This is a genomic window from Klebsiella terrigena (assembly GCF_012029655.1).
Lineage (GTDB): Bacteria > Pseudomonadota > Gammaproteobacteria > Enterobacterales > Enterobacteriaceae > Klebsiella > Klebsiella terrigena.
This window is the reverse complement of sequence record NZ_CP050508.1, coordinates 4157621-4175605: the sequence shown is the minus strand read 5'-3', so window position 1 is coordinate 4175605 and position 17985 is coordinate 4157621. Positions and strand designations below refer to the sequence as shown.

Annotated in this window: 17 protein-coding genes; 3 read left to right on the top strand and 14 right to left on the bottom strand. The window is 60.2% G+C overall.

Going from position 1 to position 17985, the window contains the following annotated elements; all coding sequences use genetic code 11:
• Nucleotides 1–46: 46 nt before the first annotated feature.
• From HCK03_RS19665 to HCK03_RS19645, 5 genes are all read right to left on the bottom strand, one after another.
• On the bottom strand, nucleotides 47–751 hold the full coding sequence (locus tag HCK03_RS19665; RefSeq protein WP_167692066.1) for an ABC transporter ATP-binding protein: 705 nt from the start codon (nucleotides 749–751) through the stop codon (nucleotides 47–49).
• Nucleotides 738–1574, bottom strand: a complete 837-nt coding sequence (locus HCK03_RS19660) for an ABC transporter ATP-binding protein (protein ID WP_076944872.1) — start codon at nucleotides 1572–1574, stop codon at nucleotides 738–740. Before HCK03_RS19660 ends, HCK03_RS19665 begins: the two co-directional genes overlap by 14 nt.
• Complete coding sequence (locus tag HCK03_RS19655; RefSeq protein ID WP_167692065.1) at nucleotides 1567–2400, bottom strand: ABC transporter permease; 834 nt, start codon at nucleotides 2398–2400, stop codon at nucleotides 1567–1569. The genes HCK03_RS19660 and HCK03_RS19655 overlap by 8 nt, the downstream gene beginning before the upstream one ends.
• Nucleotides 2400–3449: an ABC transporter permease gene (locus HCK03_RS19650; RefSeq protein WP_041144507.1), complete on the bottom strand. Its 1050-nt coding sequence runs from the start codon at nucleotides 3447–3449 to the stop codon at nucleotides 2400–2402. Before HCK03_RS19650 ends, HCK03_RS19655 begins: the two co-directional genes overlap by 1 nt.
• 92 nt (nucleotides 3450–3541) lie before the next feature.
• Nucleotides 3542–5110: an ABC transporter substrate-binding protein gene (locus HCK03_RS19645; protein ID WP_167692064.1), complete on the bottom strand. Its 1569-nt coding sequence runs from the start codon at nucleotides 5108–5110 to the stop codon at nucleotides 3542–3544.
• Nucleotides 5111–5320: 210 nt separating this feature from the next.
• Between HCK03_RS19645 and HCK03_RS19640 the strand changes: the two genes are divergently transcribed.
• Nucleotides 5321–6034 (top strand): GNAT family N-acetyltransferase, encoded by a 714-nt coding sequence (locus HCK03_RS19640; protein WP_041144509.1) that lies wholly within the window; start codon nucleotides 5321–5323, stop codon nucleotides 6032–6034.
• A 68-nt stretch (nucleotides 6035–6102) separates the two neighbouring features.
• Here HCK03_RS19640 and HCK03_RS19635 read toward each other — a convergent pair whose 3' ends face one another.
• From HCK03_RS19635 to HCK03_RS19600, 8 genes are all read right to left on the bottom strand, one after another.
• Complete coding sequence (locus HCK03_RS19635) at nucleotides 6103–6888, bottom strand: SDR family oxidoreductase (protein ID WP_041144510.1); 786 nt, start codon at nucleotides 6886–6888, stop codon at nucleotides 6103–6105.
• 110 nt (nucleotides 6889–6998) lie between these two features.
• Nucleotides 6999–7796: an SDR family oxidoreductase gene (locus HCK03_RS19630; protein ID WP_041144511.1), complete on the bottom strand. Its 798-nt coding sequence runs from the start codon at nucleotides 7794–7796 to the stop codon at nucleotides 6999–7001.
• A 65-nt stretch (nucleotides 7797–7861) separates the two neighbouring features.
• On the bottom strand, nucleotides 7862–8929 hold the full coding sequence (locus HCK03_RS19625; protein WP_115193361.1) for an ABC transporter permease: 1068 nt from the start codon (nucleotides 8927–8929) through the stop codon (nucleotides 7862–7864).
• 17 nt (nucleotides 8930–8946) lie between these two features.
• Nucleotides 8947–10491 carry a sugar ABC transporter ATP-binding protein gene (locus HCK03_RS19620; protein ID WP_041144513.1) on the bottom strand — a complete coding sequence of 515 codons (1545 nt, stop codon included), beginning with the start codon at nucleotides 10489–10491 and terminating at the stop codon, nucleotides 8947–8949.
• A gap of 1 nt (nucleotide 10492) precedes the next feature.
• The gene (locus HCK03_RS19615) at nucleotides 10493–11113 is read right to left on the bottom strand and encodes a DUF2291 family protein (protein WP_115193360.1); all 621 of its coding nucleotides are present in this window, start codon (nucleotides 11111–11113) and stop codon (nucleotides 10493–10495) included.
• 43 nt (nucleotides 11114–11156) lie between these two features.
• Nucleotides 11157–12092: a D-ribose ABC transporter substrate-binding protein gene (locus HCK03_RS19610; RefSeq protein WP_041144515.1), complete on the bottom strand. Its 936-nt coding sequence runs from the start codon at nucleotides 12090–12092 to the stop codon at nucleotides 11157–11159.
• 132 nt (nucleotides 12093–12224) lie between these two features.
• A complete protein-coding gene (locus HCK03_RS19605; RefSeq protein WP_041144516.1) occupies nucleotides 12225–13745 on the bottom strand; it encodes an FGGY family carbohydrate kinase in 1521 nt (506 codons plus the stop codon).
• Nucleotides 13746–14103: 358 nt separating this feature from the next.
• On the bottom strand, nucleotides 14104–15054 hold the full coding sequence (locus tag HCK03_RS19600; RefSeq protein WP_076944882.1) for a sugar-binding transcriptional regulator: 951 nt from the start codon (nucleotides 15052–15054) through the stop codon (nucleotides 14104–14106).
• A gap of 463 nt (nucleotides 15055–15517) precedes the next feature.
• Between HCK03_RS19600 and HCK03_RS19595 the strand changes: the two genes are divergently transcribed.
• Entirely contained in the window at nucleotides 15518–16348 is an 831-nt protein-coding gene (locus HCK03_RS19595) for a transketolase (RefSeq protein ID WP_041144518.1), read from the top strand.
• Entirely contained in the window at nucleotides 16341–17276 is a 936-nt protein-coding gene (locus HCK03_RS19590; protein ID WP_148250798.1) for a transketolase family protein, read from the top strand. Before HCK03_RS19595 ends, HCK03_RS19590 begins: the two co-directional genes overlap by 8 nt.
• A 30-nt stretch (nucleotides 17277–17306) precedes the next feature.
• Here HCK03_RS19590 and entD read toward each other — a convergent pair whose 3' ends face one another.
• On the bottom strand, nucleotides 17307–17936 hold the full coding sequence (gene entD, locus HCK03_RS19585; protein WP_143717067.1) for an enterobactin synthase subunit EntD: 630 nt from the start codon (nucleotides 17934–17936) through the stop codon (nucleotides 17307–17309).
• Nucleotides 17937–17985 lie beyond the last annotated feature (49 nt).

Below are 17985 nucleotides of genomic sequence, written 5' to 3'. Positions count from 1 at the left end.
CCCGACCAGGGCGTTTACGCCGGGAGCGGCCTGCGGTTCGCGAATCTCAGCTCATCCGATGCTCGCCGTTAACCAGCGCTTCGCGGTCGAAGAAGCGCTGGATCGCCCCTTCAGCCATAAACGCCGCCCGGTCCGACATATGCGCCACCACGTCGGCGTCGTGGCTCACCAGCAGGTAGGTCATACCGTGCTCCTGCTTCAGCTGGTTCAGCAGGTTGAGGATCTCCGCCTGTACCGACATATCCAGCGCCGACGTCGGCTCATCCAGCAGCAGAATCTGCGGGCGCAGCAGCAGCGCGCGGGCAATCGCCACGCGCTGGCGCTGACCGCCGGAAAGCTGGTGCGGATAGCGACGCGCGGCGTCGGCGGGCAGCCCAACCTGCTCCAGGGCGGTCGTCACCCGCTGCGCAATATCGCTGATGCCGTGAATCTCCAGCGGCTCCGCGAGGGTGCGCCACAGGGTATGGTTTGGATGCAGCGAGGCGTAGGGGTCCTGAAACACCATCTGCACGTTGCGCCGCAGCGGGCCCTGGAAGCGAACGCCCGGCGTAATGGCCTTGCCGAACAGCGCCACCTCGCCGCTCCAGTCGCGCTGCAGCCCGCCCAGCACCCGCAGAATGGTGGATTTTCCGCAGCCGGAAGCACCGATCAGGCTGAAGGTTTCCCCGGCGTCAACGCTGAAGCTGGCGGCGGAAACCGCCGTTTTAGCGCCGAAAATGACCCGTAACGCCGCGAGATTAACGACCGTCATGCGTCGCCTCCGTAAAAGATTGATTTCTGTCGAGGGTCGGCAGCATCCGGCCGTAGGTCTGCGCGTCGGGACGGCAGGTCCACAGCGTGCGGGTATAGGGGTGGGTGGCCGCAGGCAGGTCGCGCGCCGCCATCCCGTCGACCTGCGCCCCCTGATACATCACCAGCACCCGATGGCAGTGCTCGGCGACCAGCGGCAGGTCGTGGCTGATCAGCAGCATCGCCATCTGGCGCTGCTCGCACTGTTCGACCAGCAGCTCGAGGATCTGGTTGCGCAGGCGGGCGTCGAGCGCCGAGGTGGGCTCATCGGCAATCAGCACCTTTGGGTTATTAAGCAGCGCCAGGGCGATCATCACCCGCTGGCCCATGCCGCCGGAGAGCTCCCCCGGATAGCGGGCCAGCACCGGTAAATCGAGGCCCACGGCGGCCACGGCGGCTTTCACCGCCTCCAGGCGCTGGCGGCGGTTCAGGCGCTGGTGGAGCGTAAGCGCCTCCTCCAGCTGCGCCTGGATGCTGAGCACCGGGTTTAGCGCATAGCGCGGGTCCTGCAGCACCATCGCCATATCGTTGCCGCGCAGGGCGCGCCAGCCGCGGCTGCTGAGGGTTAGCGCGTCGCGGCCGAGTACGTTGAGCGCGCCGGCGCTGACCACGCCCGGCCTGCGCACCAGCCCCATCAGGGCGCGGGCGGTCATCGATTTCCCGGAGCCCGATTCGCCCACCAGCGCCAGGCGTTCGTTGCCGAGCGTAAAGCTTAAATCGTTCACTACCCTGGCGCTGGGGTAGTCAATGGAGAGCCCCTGGACGTTGAGTCGGATATCAGTCATGTTGTGGCTCCAGTACGTCGCGCAGGCCGTCGCCCAGCAGGTTAAACGCCAGGCTGGCAATCAGGATCGCCGCGCCGGGCGCGGCGGCAATCCACCACTGGTCGAAAATCACCTGCATCCCATCGGCGATCATCGCCCCCCATTCCGCCATCGGCGGGCGGGCGCCGAGGCCGAGAAAGCCCAGTCCGGCGGCGGCGAGGATGATGCCCGCCAGATCCAGCGCCAGGCGCACGATGGCCGAAGGCAGGCACAGCGGGAGAATATGGCCCATCAGCAGCCGCCGGCCGCCAATACCCATCATTTCCGCCGCCGCCAGGTAGTCGCTGTGGCGCAGGCGCTGAATTTCGCTGCGCGCCTGGCGGGCGTAGGCCGGCCAGGCGGTGAGCGCCAGCGCCAGCGCGCCGTTGACCAGCCCCGGGCCGAGCATGGCGACAAAGGCAAAGGCCAGAATCAGCCGCGGCATCGACATCACCACGTCGGTAAAGCGCATCAGCCCGCGCTCCAGCCAGCCGCCGTAGTAGCCGGAGAGAATACCCACCAGCAGGCCGGCGGGAAGGGTGATCAGGGTGACCAGCGCCACCAGCCCCAGCGCCGGCCGGGTGCCGTAAATCAGGCGCGAAAGCAGGTCGCGGCCGTAGCTGTCGGTGCCGAGCCAGTGTTGGACGCTCGGCCCCTGCAGGCGGGCGGCGGCATCCTGCCAGTTGGGGTCCAGCGGCGCCAGCCACGGCGCGAACAGCGCCATCAGCACCAGCAGCAGAATAATCACCAGCCCGCAGAAGGCGGCGGGGGAGCGGCGCAGGCGGCGTAAAAACAACCAGGTCGGCATCAGCGCACCCTCGGGTCGGTTAACCGTACCAGCAGGTCGGTAAGGTTATTAATCAGGACGAAGCTGGCGCCAATCAGCAGCGTACCGCCCATGATCGCCGTGGTGTCGCCGGCAAACAGCGCGGTGGTGAGATAGCGGCCGATTCCCGGCCACGAGAAGACGGTTTCGGTGAGCACCGCGCCTTCCAGCATGGCGGTCCAGGCCAGAGCTATGACCGTCAGCAGGGTGCCGCGAATATTGGGTAGCACGTGGCGAAAGAGGATCGTCATTTCGCCGGCCCCTTTGGCGCGCGCCAGCAGGACGTACTCTTTGTTCATCTCGCTCAGGCAGGCGGATCGCGTCAGGCGGGTGATGCTCGCCAGCGAGTAGTAGGCCAGCAGCAGCACCGGCAGCAGCAGGTGGCCGACGGCATTTTTAAACGCCTCTCTATCACCCGACAGCCAGGTGTCAATCAGCGCAAACCCGGTGCGCGGTTCGACGCTGTACTGATAAATATCGTCCAGCCGCCCGGGGCCAGGCGTCCACTGCAGCCTGGCGTAGAACAGTGCCAGCATCAGCAGGCCGAGCCAAAAAATCGGCACCGAGTTGCCGAGCAGGGTAAAGGTGCGTACCGCCAGGTCCCAGGGCGAGCCGACGTAGCGGGCGCAGAGCACGCCGGCAGTCACGCCAAGCAGGGCGCCAATAATCAGCGCCAGCGTCGCCAGCTCGAGCGTTGCCGGGAAGGTGGAGAGCAGGTCGTGAAGCACCGGCTGGCCGGTCGCGCTGGCGGTGCCAAGATCGCCGTGTGCGAGCCGGGTCAGATAGTGCCAGAACTGGACCGGCAGCGGCCGGTCAAGGCCGAGCTGATGGCGTACCTGATCGTAGGTGGACTGGCTGGCGTGGTCGCCGACGATTTGCAAAACCCGGTCAACCGGCGACAGCGCCGAGAGCGCGAAGGTCACCAGCAGCAGGCCGAGCAGGGTCAGCGCCAGGGTTAGCAGCCCCTGAAATAGCGCGAGCAGAGGGCGCTTTGCGCGCCGCTCCGCTCCGGTGGGTGCAACAGCAGACATGGTTATTCCGTAGGTAAAGGGTGCCGTATGGACGTTGCGGATAACATCCCCGGAGCGCGGCGTCAATCCGCGCCCGGGTGGCTAACGCGTCGCTATTTGCTGACCCGATCGTACCAGACCATATCGGCGTTCAGCCCCTGCTGGTAGCCCTTGACGTTGTCGCGAACCACGATCTGCGTTTTCCCCTGATCGACAAACACGTACGGCGAGCTGCGCTGCAGCTCTTCCTGCATCTGTTTATAGAGTCCGAGGCGTTTGGCGGCATCCGGCTCGGCCACCGCCGCGAGGGTGGCTTTATTCAGCTCCGGGATTTGCCAGCCGTTAAGGCCGGCCACGGTGCTCGACTTCCCGTCGTTGTAAGCAAAGGCGCTGGCGTTGGAGTGGGCGTCGAAGTAGTCGGGGATCCACAGGCGAATCGCCGCCTGATGCTGCTTCGCCCGCACCCGGGCGTACACCTGGCTGCCGGCCGCCGGCAGCAGGTCAATCTTGACGCCGCCCTGGGCGAAGCTGGCCTGCATGGACTGGGCGATGGTGATAAACGGCGGCTTGTTTTCGACATCGAGGGTGAAGTGGGCGTCTTTAATTCCGGCTTTGGCGAGGATCGCTTTGGCCTTCGCCGGGTCGAATTTAAACGGATTGTTGTCCAGCGCCCCCGGCAGACCCACCGGCAGGAAGCTCTGGTGGACAAAATACTGGCCCTTGAGCAGGTCCTTCGTGATGCCGTCGTAGTCCACCAGCCAGCGCGCGGCTTCCCACAGCGCCGGGTTTTTCAGCAGCGGGTTGGCGTCGTTGCCGGTGTTAAACGCCAGGTAGTTTTGCTCCGCCGACGGAATGCTCAACACCTTCACGCCGGGCTTGCCCTGCAGGGCGGCAATCTGATCGGCACCCAGATCGCGCGCCACGTCGGCGTCACCCTGCTGGATCAGCAGGCGGCGGGAGGCCGGGTCTGGAACGTTCTTGATGATGATGCTTTTCAGCTTCGGCGCGCCGGTGGGCGAGCTGTCGTTGGCCTCCAGCACGATGGCCTGATGCGGCTGGTAAACGCGCATTTTGAAGGCTCCGCTGCCCGCCGAGTGCATCTTCAGCCAGCCGTTGCCGAAATCGTTATCTTTGGCATTCGGCGCCACCAGCCTTTCATCGACGATAGAGGCGATAGGCGTGGAGAGAATATTCAGCGCCACCGCCGGGCTCACCTCGGCGGTCCAGTGCAGCACCAGCGTGTGGTCATCCACCTTTTTCAGCTGGCTGGCAATGTTGTCCGGCTGCCAGCCGAGAACGTTGAGGATAAAGGCCGGGGATTTATTCAGGGTCACCGCGCGGGTGTAGGAGAAAATAACATCTTCCGGGCGTAGCGGGTTGCCGGAGGCGAACTTCGCGTCGGGCTTGAGTTTAACGGTCAGGGTTTTCGCCGCCGGGTCCGCCTGCCAGCTTTCGGCCAGAACGGGGGTGATTTTTTCAGGGTTGTCGCGGTCCGGCTGCACCAGACGCTGGTAGAGGCTCGGTACCGTTTGAATGCTGGAGAGTTCGTTGGCTTCCGCCGGGTCGAGGCTGACGATGTCGTCGAGGCCCTGGGCAACCACCAGGGTGGTTGGCGGCGTGGCGGCATGGACGGCGGCGGATAGCGCGGTCAGCACCAGTAATGACAGCAGTTTTTTAGTCATGAGCAATCCCTGAAAAATGATGTTTTGATTATTGATGTGCCGCTAAATTAGGCCCCTTCACCAAAGGCGTAAAGTCAAAATGCGGATAAGCTTATGCTTAAAAAGCATAATTAATATCATCGGGCGATGAGTGAAAAATAACGCGGTCGTCTTTCTGCGCGCCGCGCTTCTTGATATAACCATTTGCTCACAATTTAACGGAACGTGAAAATGCCGGAAATCAATCAGTATGGCCAGCAGGTGAACGATGTGGTCGTTGGCTGGCAGGGCGCCAGCGTGCTAAAGCGCAGCGCGTTAACGGGACGCTATTGCCGGCTTGAGCCGCTGGATACCCGGCGACACGCCGCCGATCTGTTTGCCGCCTACGCCCTGGGCGACGGCAGCGACTGGACCTGGCTTGCCAGCACGCGCCCCGAAACCGTGGAGGCCACCGCGCACTGGGTGGCAGGCAAAGTCGGCGACGACGCGCTGGTTCCCTTTGCGGTTATCGATCTCGGCTCCGGCCAGGCGGTGGGGCTGGTGAGCTTTATGGCGATTGAGCAGGCGATGGGTTCGGTCGAAATCGGCCACGTCACCTGGTCGCGGAAGATGAAAAATACTCCGCTGGGTACCGAGGCGGTTTGGCTGCTGCTGACGTACGCGTTTGCCGCCGGCTATCGGCGCCTGGAGTGGAAGTGCGACTCGATGAATATCGCCTCCCGCCGGGCCGCCGAGCGGCTGGGCTTTACCTGGGAAGGGCGCCTGCGCCAGAAGCTGGTGCGCAAGGCGCGCAGCCGCGACAGCGACATGCTGTCGATTATCGACGGCGAATGGCCGCAGCGTGACGCCGAACTGCGGGCGTGGCTGGCGGCGGACAACTTCGATGCTCATGGGCGGCAGATAAAGCGGCTGGATGAGTTCAGGAAAGCGCTCTCCCCCGCCTGAATAACCGGAGGGGGAGGCGCGTAGCGGGCCGCGTCAAAGGGCTGACGTGGTCGAAGAGGCGGCGCGGCTTACCAGCAGATAAATCCACCGTCAACCACCAGGTCGACGCCGGTGCAGAATGACGCGGCGTCGCTGGCGAGGAACAGCGCCGGGCCCGCCATCTCCTCAACCTTCGCCATCCGCTGAATCGGCGTCTGGCTTTCGAATTCGCGGGTCTGATGGACCATTTCCGGGCGGGTGTTCATCGGCGTGGCGGTATAGCCGGGGCTGATGGAGTTCACGCGGATCCCCTTGCCGACCCACTCCATCGCCAGGCTTTTTGACAGATGGATGACGCCCGCTTTGGCGCTGTTGTAGTGCGCCTGCTCAAGGCCGCGGTTAACGATAATGCCGGACATGGAGGCGATATTAATGATCGAGCCGCCGCCGGATTCCAGCATCAGCTCCGCCTCGGCTTTACAGGAGTTCCACACCCCGGTGAGGTTAATATCAATCACCCGCTGCCACTGCTCGGCTTCCATCTCCAGCGCCGGGTTGGCGTTGGCGATGCCGGCGGCGTTCACGGCGATATCCAGGCGGCCGAAGCGGCTTTTCGCCAGCGCGACGGCGGCGCGGAGATCGCCGAGCTGGCGCACGTCCCCGGTGTAGAGGCAGGCCTGGCCACCGATGGCTTCGATGTTATTCACGGTCTCGGTGAGGCCGCCGTCTTCCCGCAGATCGAAGCACACGACCCGCGCGCCGGCGCTGGCCAGTCCGTAGGCAATGGTCTGGCCGATCCCGCTGCCCGCGCCGGTGACGAAGGCGACGCGACCCTGCAGATTAAACAGCTGTTGAGCAAAATCTTTGGCGATCATAGTAATTACTCTGTTAATGAATATTCTGTGGTCCGGCGCGGTGCGCGCGATCCGGGCTATCCGTTGTAAACCATCGCTTAGCGGCGCTGCCCGACTATTCCCTGCGGGGATCAGGACATAATCAGGCCGCCGTCGATGTTAATCGTTTGTCCGGTGAGGTAGCGCGCGTCGTCGGAGGCGAGAAACGCCACCAGCCCGGCGACATCTTCCGGTTTCCCGGCGCGTTTCATTGGAATACCTTCAACCCACTCCGCCATCAGCTCGCCTTTGGCGTAGCGCTTGCTATCGCTGCTGAGGACCTCCCCCCACACGCGGTCGTTGTAGTCCCACATTTCGCTCTCGATAATCCCGGGGCAGAAGGCGTTAACGGTGATATTCCACGGCGCCAGCTCGTGGGCGAGGCTTTGGGTAATTCCGATAACGCCCATCTTGCTGGCGGCGTAGTGCGGGGTGTAGATAAAGCCCTGGCGGCCCTGGCCCGAAGAGGTATTAATCAGGCTGCCGTGGTTCTGCTTGACCATGTACTTCGCCGCTTCGCGGCAGCACAGCCAGACGCCGGTGGTGTTGACCGCCAGCACCTTCTCAAAATCGGCCTTTGGCATACGGTCGAAGTAGTCGATAGTGATCACCCCGGCATTTTGAATGGAGACGTCAATGGTGCCAAAGCGCGCGGCGGCCTGCTCATACAGAGACTGAACCTGGGCCTCGTCGGTGACGTCGACCTCGAGGGAGAGAATCTCCGCCTGGTAGCGCTGGCGCAGGGTTTCCGCGGTTTCATGAACGCGAGCGGCGTTAGAGACCATCACCAGCCTGGCGCCATCGCGCGCAAAGCGCTCGGCGATCCCCGCGCCAATGCCGCGACAGGCTCCGGTAATAACAATCGTTTTGTTGTGAAAATTTCTGTTCATATTATTTTCCCTTTAGCGAGGCCGGGCGAGCGACGCCCGGCGCAATGATCGTTAGCCGTCGCGTATTAGCTGGAGGCGGCGCCGCCGGGCAGCGCTGCGGCCTGCTTCTCTTCGTGACGACGCATCAGGATGACTTTGTTCTGCAGCTTTTGCTGGAACTGGTCAACGACGACGGCGGTTACAATCACCACGCCTTTAATGACCATCTGCCAGAAATCGCTGACCCCCATCATGACCATGCCGTCGGCGAGGAACACGATAACGAAGGCACCAATAATCGAGCCGGTGACCCGACCCCGGCCGCCTGCCAGCGCCGTGCCGCCGAGCACGGTGGCGCCGATGGCGTCCATTTCAAACATGTTGCCGGTCATCGGATGGGCGGTTTGCAGCTGGGAGGCGACGATCAGCCCAACGAACGCGGCGCAGAGGCCGGAAAAGGCGTAGACGAAGATCTTCGCCTTCACGATAGGCACCCCGGCGAGGCGGGCGGCGGATTCGTTGCCGCCGATCGCGTAGATGTAGCGACCGAGCGGCGTTTTGGTCGTCAGCCAGTAGCCGAGCACGAGGAAGGCGATCATCAGCCAGATGGGCAGGTAAATCCCGAGCACGGTGCCGGAGCCGAGGATCGAGAAGCCGGTATTCCCCAGGGCCTCAATACCGTTAAGGTTAGGGTAGGTGCTGCCGTCGTTGAACAGCAGCGCGGAGCCGCGGGCGACGTACATCATGCCGAGCGTGCAGATAAAAGGCGCCACGCCAAAGCGGGTGATCACGGCGCCGTTAATAAAGCCGACCAGGATGCCAAAAATGGCCACGCAGAGGATCACTTCTGGCACGTTAAAGAAGATAACGCTGCCGTTCCACAGCGGCAGCCCGTTGGTCAACAGGGCGCCGGCGACCATACCGCAGATCCCGGCGACGGCCCCGACCGAGAGGTCGATACCGCCGGTGAGGATCACCAGCGTCATCCCAATGGCCAGCAGGCCGGTAATCGCCACGTGCTGGGTCATGATCAGCAGGTTAGAGGCGGTCAGGAAATTCGGTACCATCACGCTGAAGAATGCAATAACCAGCAGCAGAGCGATAAACGTTCTGGCCTTCAGCAGGTACATATAAATCATATATTTCTGGTTCATGATGGTTTCCAGCCTGATTAATCTTGGGGTGTTGAAGCCGCGATAAGCTTTTCGCGGGTAACCGCATGGCGCGGCAAATCGGCGGTAATACGGCCATCGGCCATCACCAGAATGCGGTCGGCCAGGGCCATAACCTCATCCAGCTCCGAGGAGGAGAACATGACGGCCAGCCCCTGATGCGCCATTTTGCCGATCAGGTGATAGACGTCCGTTTTGGCGCCGACGTCAATCCCGCGGGTGGGTTCATCGAGGAACACCACCTGCGGCTGCGTCATCAGCGCTTTACCCAGCACAACCTTCTGCTGGTTGCCGCCGCTCAGGGAGGTAATGGGCAGCTCGGGGTCGCTGACCTTGATGGCAAGCTGGCGGATCATCTCCTTCACGCTGGCGCTCTCTTTATGCGGATTCAGCCACTTCCAGGCCCGGCGAAAGCCCTGCAGGCTAAAGTCAGAGAGCGTCATGTTGGATTGAATGGACATCATCTGCACCACGCCTTCGCCCTGGCGGTCTTCCGGTACCAGCGCCAGCCCCTTTTTTAAACGGGTTTGAAAGTGGGCTTTGCCGATATTCTCGCCGTTGAGATGGACGCTGCCGGTCTGGCAGGTCATCAGGCCGATCAGCCCCTTAAACAGCTCGGTGCGCCCGGCGCCCAGCAGGCCATAGATGCCGATGACTTCGCCTTTATTGAGGGTGAAGGTCACATCGTTAAGCTTGTAGCCGCCGCTGTGATGCAGCGCGGTCAGGCCCTCGACGGCAAGCACCGCTTCGCCCTGCGGCGCCGGCTGATAGTCGAAGTGCTTTTTCTTATCCCCAACCATCTGCTCAATGATCCAGGGAATGCTGGCGTCGCTGACGGTGCGTTCGCTGATAAAGCGGCCGTCGCGGAAAATAGTGATGTGGTCGCCAATCTCCATCAGCTCTTCCAGGCGATGGGAGATATAAATAATGGTGACGCCGCGTCGTTTTAGCTGCTCAATAACGTTAAACAGGACCTTAACTTCCGACTGGCTGAGCGCCGAAGTGGGCTCATCCATAATCAGCACCCGGGTATCCTTTGACAGCGCGCGGGCGATTTCCACCAGCTGCTGATGGCCGATCCCCAGCTCGCCCAGCGGGGTGTAGGGGTCGACATCAAGCTCGAGCCTTTCCAGCAGTGATTTCGCCAGTTCGTACTGATATTTTTCGTTAATTCGGCCTTTCTGGAAAAATTCGTTAGCCATGAAAATATTATCCATGACGTTCATATTGGGGAATAAATTAAGCTCCTGGAAAATAATGCTAATTCCCTGACGTTCGGCCTGGTGAGTTGAGCTTAATGAAACTTCGGCACCGTCGAGAATAATCTGTCCGGAGGAGGGCGTTTCGACACCGGCAAGCATTTTCATCATGGTGGATTTACCCGCACCATTTTCTCCGATCAGAACGTTTACTTTATTTCGATATACCCGGTAATTAACGTTATCTAAGGCGATAACCCCCGGATAAACGCGGGACAGCTCGCGCGTTTCGATAATAACTTCAGATTCGACTGGTTGGGGAGCGACGATGGGTTGCGACGGCATCTTATTGTCCTCCGGAGCGTACGATTTTGGCTGGCGTAATGTCGGGAACCGTTTGCGGAATATCCCAGGCGGAGAAGACGCCATATACCTGGATCGTTTCGCCGCTTTTTACCTGCGCGGTCTGGATCATTTTCAGCGCCTGTTCATTAATGGCCCGGCCGTATTCACCAAACAGCACCTGGTCATTAAAATCCTGATAGCTGGTACCTTTATAGCCATCGCGCAGCTGGGTGCCGCGAAGCGTCGGACCAATCTGCACCACTACCGGGCCGCCGGCGCTATCTGCAACCGTCATTTTGCCGCTGCGGGAGGTGGCGTCGATCTTGTCGATTTTACCCGCTACCGTGACGTAAAAAATGCACGGGTTCTCCTCCTGAGAGCGGTAGCCCAGAGCCTGACAGGCGCTGTCGAAATCTTTAGCGGCGCGCAGGGCGGCCATCAGTTCGCTGACCGGACGGGCCTGCGCCACAACCTGCGGCACGATGTTGTTCTGCCAGGTTTGATCGATATTTGCCATGTGCGGATTGGGCGGGGATTTAAGATCGGCCAGCTCCTGCTGGGAGACGATACGACAGCCCCCGAGAGCAAGAACGGCCAGTGCCAGCCAGGTTTTTTTGTACATATCACTCTCCTACGCGCCCCCGAAGGGGCGCAACAACCCGAACTCAGGATTTGATGTTGAAGTCCTGAACTTTATCTGCGTTATCTTTGGTTATCAGAATGCCGCGGAACATGACGCGCTGCTTGGCGGGCTTGACGCCTTTTTGCAGGTAGTTATCGAGGTCGGTAACGCCCTGCGCCGCAATAGCCTGGGCCTGCAGCATCACGGTTGCCTGCAGCGTGCCGGCCTTGACCGCATCGCGTTCGTCGTTGCTGCCGTCGATGCCGACCACCACGACGTCAGTCCGGTTGGCCGCCTTCAGGGCGGCGATAGCGCCAAGGGCCACCGGACCGTTGCCGCAGATCACGCCTTTGACGTCAGGATGGGCCTGCAGAATGCTGTCCATAATGCGCTTGCCGTCAATGAGCGTACCTTTAGCATCCTGTTTGGCGACGCTGACCATATCCGGATACTGGTCAATAACCTGGTGGAATGATTTAGAGCGCGTGACGCAGTTATTATCCGCAAGGTTGCAGGTCAGTTCGGCGTATTTACCTTTTTCCGCCATTTTCTCGACAAAAACGTTAGCGACTTCCGAACCGGCCTGGAAGTTATTATGCGTAATCTGTTCAAGGGCCACGTCGTCGACAGGAATTTCCCGGTTAATTAATACGATCGGAATACCCGCTTTTTTCGCTTTTTCAATCGCCGCGACGCTGGCGGTGGAGTCGGCGTTATCCAGAATAATGCCCTGAACTTTTTTACCGATGGCGGTATCAATCAGTTCGTTTTGTTTTTTTACATCTTCGCCATGAGACAGAATGGTTGTTTTATATCCGAGTTCTTTTGCTTTCTCGCTGGCCCCTTTGGCTTCAGAAGCGTAATACGGGTTATCCAGCGAGTTAACCATGATCATGATGGTGCCTTTTTCTACTGCCTGAGCAGTAAAAGAAAACGCGGTCAGGGTTGCAGCAGTTAAAAGCGTTAAACGTAATTTCATGACAATGTTCTCTCTGTGTTGTTATTGTCGGGTACGGTGAAACAACGTAAGACCGGAATGGCGGTTGTATGGGCCGGAATTCTCCTTCTGTTAGTGATTAAGGTTCGTCACCCGCGGATTCCCTGGTGGGCGTCAGGCGGACGTAGCCGGTTTCCATAATGTTCTGTCCACCGCATGGCGCCACTCCTGCCATCTTGCCTGCAGGCGCTGGTGGCGGGCCATGTCGGGGCTAAATTCACCGTGTGCGGTTAAAAAGGCCGCCAAATCGACCGGTTCATCGGGATTGAGCGCCTTGCGGGCAAGCAGGGCAGCGCCAATGGCCGAGAGCTCCGGCACGTCGCTGCGCATCACCGGGCAGCCCAGCAGATCGGCCTGGTACTGCATGAGCCAGTCGTTTTTGGTCGGTCCGCCGTCGACCATCAGCGCCGAGAGGCTGAAATCATCGTGCTGGCGCATGGCGACAACCACATCGGCAATCTGGTAGGTGATGGATTCCAGCGCGGCGCGGATCAGGTGCGCGCGCTTAACGCCGCGGCTCAGCCCGCAAATCACGCCGCGGGCGCTATCGTCCCACCACGGCGCGCCAAGCCCGGTCAGCGCCGGCACAAAATAGACCCCCATCGTTGACGCAACCGAAGCGGGCAGGGTGTTCAGCTCGTGGGCCAGCTCGTCGGCGGAGAGCTCGCTCAGGCCGGTGCTGTCGGCCATCCACGCCACGGCATCGCCGGTGTGGGGAATATTGCCTTCCAGCCCGTAGGTGATGCGCTCGCCGTCGTGCCAGGCAATGGTGGTGGCCAGCGCGTCAATGTCGCACTGGGCTGATTTAACCGGCGCCATCACCGACGAACCGGTGCCGTAGGTGGCCTTCACGCACCCGAGTTCCCCCAGCGCGTGGCCAAAAAGCGCGGCGTGGGAGTCGCCGACCATCGCCATGATCGGAATGCCGTCAGGTATCGCCGCGAGCCCGCGGGTGTAGCCAAACAGCCCGCTGGAAGGCTTAATCTCCGCCAGCGCGGCGCGGGGGATCTGAAACAGCGCCAACATGTCGTCGTCCCACTGCCCGCTCTGCAGATTGAGCAGCTGGGTGCGCGCGGCGTTGGAGTAGTCGCAGCAGAAGGCGTCGCCGTGGGTTAAGTTCCACAGCAGCCAGCTATCGATGGTGCCGAGGCAGATCTCGCCGCGTTCGGCGAGAAGCTGACCTTCGGGAATGGACTCCAGCAGCCAGCGCATTTTGGAGGCGGAAAACAGGGGCGCAATCGGCAGCCCGGTGATGGCTTTGATCTGCTGCTCTTTGCCCGCATGGCGCAGCTCGTCGCAAAACGCGGCGCTGCGGGTGCATTGCCAGGTGATGGCGGCGTTCACCGGCTTTCCGCTGTGGCGATACCAGCCGATGGCGGTTTCCCGCTGGTTGCTGATGGCGAGTGCGGCCACGTTATCCGCGCCAACGTGCTCAACCGCTTTGGCAATCACCGCAAGGGAGGCCTCGATCAGCGTCTCGCCGGATTGCTCTACCCAGCCATCGCGCGGGGTTTGAATCGCCAGGGGCTGTGAAAACTTGACAATAACGTTGCCGCGGCCGTCGAGCACGACCGCTTTGGCGTTGGTCGTCCCCTCGTCGAGCGCAATAATGAACTCTTGCTGTGTTGCCGGCATTAGATAGTCTCCTGAGTCACACTGCGTCCTGGCGCTGAGGGCGAACATTCCTCGCTATCGCGTTGCGACTTAGCAGGCCATGATGTGACATTTCGTTATCACTTTTGTAATCACTGAATATATATTCGATAGTGATTATTTATTTAATACCTTAGCCAGAAACTTTCCCCGGGGCTAGAGGGAAAGTTATCAATTGTGCTGGCAATCACACTTATCTGAATGGATAAATGCCTGGAGAGCAGAGGAGATAAGCGCGGAGATATTTGATCAGGATATTGAAATATAACTGTTTATTTCGCACGCCTCGGCATCTGAAAGGGGGGCGCAAAGGCATGCAAAAAAGATATCTGATGGAAAATTAGCCGGTAACCAGCAGCCTCGCGGTCGGGTAATCGGTGATTAAAACGTCGATATAGCCGCCGGAGAGGGCGCCTTTGATCGCCGCAACCTTATCGCTACCGCCGGCCAGCGCCACGACGTTGGGGCATTTTTTTACTTTTTCCAGCGCCATGCCGATAACAGGATCTTCATCATCGCTTAACACGGCCCGGCCCTTTTTGTCGTAGTAGTGCAGGCAGATATCCCCCACCGCGCCGCGCTCGGCCAGCACCTGCAGCATATCTTCGTGGTAGTAGTTACCGGACGTTTTCAGCAGCTGTGAGGGTTCGAGAATACCGATCCCGACGATGGCAATATCAACCTCATCGAAGCGTGAAACCACGTCGGCGACGTCCTGGCTGGCGATAAGGCGGTTTTTCTCCGCCATCGAGCCCTCAATGCTCTGCGAAGGAAGCAGCCAGGCCTGACAGTTAAGATGCTGGGCGAGGGTCTGGGTCAGAATAGTGGCCTGGACGTTGCCGTTCGGTCCGACGCCGCCGAGCAGCTGGATGACTCCGCTGGCCTTTAAGTTCTGCGCGTGGACCTCATCGACCATCGCCCTGATGGTCGAACTCCATGATGAGACGCCGATCAGATCTTTTGGCCGCAGGCGGGTTTCCAGATAGTGGGCCGCAGCGGATCCAATCGCGCGCTTGAGGGTGTGATCGCTGGCATCCTCTTCGGTATCGACGACGATAGCCTGCTTAATTCCATAGCGATCTTCGATGCCTTTTTCGAGGTTAAGAAAAATATTCGAGGGCTGAACGACGCTAATTTTTACCACCCCTTCTTTCTGGCAGCGGGTGATGGCGCGGGAGACAAATGACTGGGAGAGCGAAAGAAGTTGTGCAATGTCGGACTGCTTTCGTCCTTCAAGATAGTAAAGCGTGGCAATCTTAACTAACAGCCTTTGTTCATCCTGCTTAGCCATATATATCCCCGAAAATCATTAACGTATGTCCATTATGTTATACCCGTCATGCCAAAACCGCATGTCTGTTGGCGCTGCGCGTTAACCGCGCCGGCCCTCTGCCTGAGCAGACCGCAGGGCGAATAATTCAGGGTATAGAGGCTTTTATCATACGTGAAAAAGAAAGAGAACTAAGTGTGATGAAACTCTAACTTTTATCAATCCTCAAAATCAGCTGTGGACAAAAACAAAACAGTCACGGCATAATTGAATAAAGAATCATTATTGAATATATATTCATGATGGTATCAAGTCAACTGAAAACTTATCCAGGCACAGACAGGCCTGATAGTTAAGGAGGCAGAATGTTCCTGAGTATGATGCAGCGGCGGAAGCCTGATGATGCGCTGCCTGGGGATGTCTGGTTTTTTTAGTCCCTGACGGAATAAATATTCCAAATTGAAATTAAATTCAGAGGTATTAAATGAATCCCTATAGCTACGATGTCCAGGCACTTGAGCGTCAAGCTCGCGCGGTGCGCCGCCACATTATCAGATTGAATGCCAACAGCCCGGCCGGAGGGCATACCGGTGCCGACCTGTCGCAGGTAGAGCTCCTGACCGCGCTCTATTTCCGCGAACTGAACGTCTCCCCGGAGCAGATTGCCGACCCCGAGCGGGATATTTACATCCAGTCTAAAGGCCACGCGGTGGGGTGCTACTACTGCGTGCTGGCGGAAGCGGGCTTTTTCCCGGTAGAGTGGCTGGCGACCTATCAGCACGCGAACTCGCATCTTCCCGGCCACCCGGTTCGCCAAAAAACCCCCGGCATCGAGCTGAATACCGGCGCGCTGGGCCACGGTTTGCCGGTTGCGGTGGGGCTGGCGCTGGCGGCGAAAAAGAGCAACAGCCGCCGCCGCATCTTTTTAATTACCGGCGATGGCGAGCTGGCCGAAGGCAGCAACTGGGAGGCGGCGCTGGCTGCGGCGCACTACGAGCTCGATAACCTGATTATTATCAACGATAAAAACAACCTGCAGCTCGCCGGGCCGACCCGCGAGATTATGAATACCGACCCGCTTGCTGAAAAGTGGAAAGCGTTTGGCATGACCGTGACCGAGTGTCAGGGAAACGATATGGCCTCAGTGGTGGCCGCTCTGGAAGGGCTGCAGCAGGCGGGTAAACCTAACGTCATTATTGCCAACACCACCAAAGGCGCCGGTATTTCCTTTATCCAGGGGCGCCCGGAATGGCACCACCGGGTACCGAAAGGCGACGAGATTGAACTGGCACTGGAGGAACTGAAAGATGAGTAATGCAGAACACCTGGCGAGCGTAATGGTGCAGGCGTTTATTGACGCGGTAGAAAGCGGCGTCGATCTGGTGCCGGTCGTTGCTGATTCCACCTCGACGGCGAAAATTGCGCCCTTTATTAAACAATTCCCCGGCCGTCTGGTTAACGTCGGGATTGCCGAGCAAAGCATGGTCGGCATGGCGGCAGGGCTGGCGCTGGGGGGGAAAGTAGCGGTGACCTGTAACGCCGCGCCCTTCCTGATTTCGCGCGCCAATGAGCAGATCAAAGTCGACGTCTGCTACAACAACACCAACGTTAAGCTGTTTGGCCTCAATGCCGGAGCCAGCTACGGCCCGCTGGCGAGCACCCATCACTCGATTGACGACCTTGCCGTGATGCGCGGGTTCGGCAACATCCAGATCTTTGCCCCCTCTACGCCGCGCGAGTGCCGGCAGATAATCGACTACGCCATCCAGTATCAGGGGCCGGTCTATATCCGCCTGGACGGCAAGGCGCTGCCGGAGCTGCACGATGAGAACTACCGCTTTGTGCCTGGGGCGGTGATTACCCTGCGCGAAGGCCGGGATATTGCGCTGGTTGCGACGGGTTCGACGGTACATGAAATCGTTGACGCTGCGGAGCTGCTGGCCGAGCAGGGCATTGAGGCGAAGGTGGTGAGCGTTCCGTCAATCCGCCCTTGCGACACTCAGGCGCTGCTGGCGGCGCTGCAGGGCTGCCGTGCGGTTATCACGGTTGAAGAGCACAACGTCAATGGCGGACTTGGTAGCCTGGTTGCCGAAGTGCTGGCCGAAGGCGGTGCCGGTATCCCCCTGAAGCGCCTGGGGATCCCTGACGGCGAGTACGCGGCGGCGGCGGACCGCGGCTGGCTTCGTCAGCACCACGGTTTCGATGCGCCGGCGATCGCGGCGCTGGCCCGGAGGCTGAGCTAACCGTAGCGCTAAAAACCCGTGCGGGTGGCGCTATTTGCGCTTCCCGCAGAGGGTGATGACCCGCCCGTCGCTTTGCAGCCAGTGAACCTCAACGCGCTCATCATCAATTTGCATCCGCAGCATTCCCTCCTTTATAGACGTTATCCGCATGCGCAGAAAATCCATCCCGGTCTGACGGGGAAGGGGGAGCGCCTTAAACCCGCTCTCTTTCGCCGAGAACGCCAGCGTCAGCGCCAGTTCAAAGGACAGGCCGCTGGCCGCCAGCAGCGGTTTTTCCGCGGCGTTGATAATGCTGCTTTCGAGCTCCGCCGCCAGCGCCGGGGTCAAGCACCGCTCAATATCAATCCCTATCGGGTAAGAGGAGACCACCGCCAGGGCGCTGTTTTCACAGTGGCTGATGCTGCCGAACCACGGCGCGGGCCACAGCGGCTGGCGCTGCTCGCCGGGCGGCGGCGGCATTTTTTCGCCAACTTCGCGCAGGGCGTGCACGGCGGCGATGCGTCCGGCAAGGTGTTCGGTCTGGCGCTTGCGGCCGCCTGCGGCGAGCAGGGCGTGATGGGGCAGCCACAGCAGATCCGCGGGCTGGAAGCTGGCAGGGTCGAAATCAATCCGCTGAAGCAGATGGCCGGCAAGGAGAAGCGTGCTGTGACGTGTGTGCATGAAAGGATGTTAACCGATTTGCCCGCCGCCCTCTATGGTCAGAGGGCGG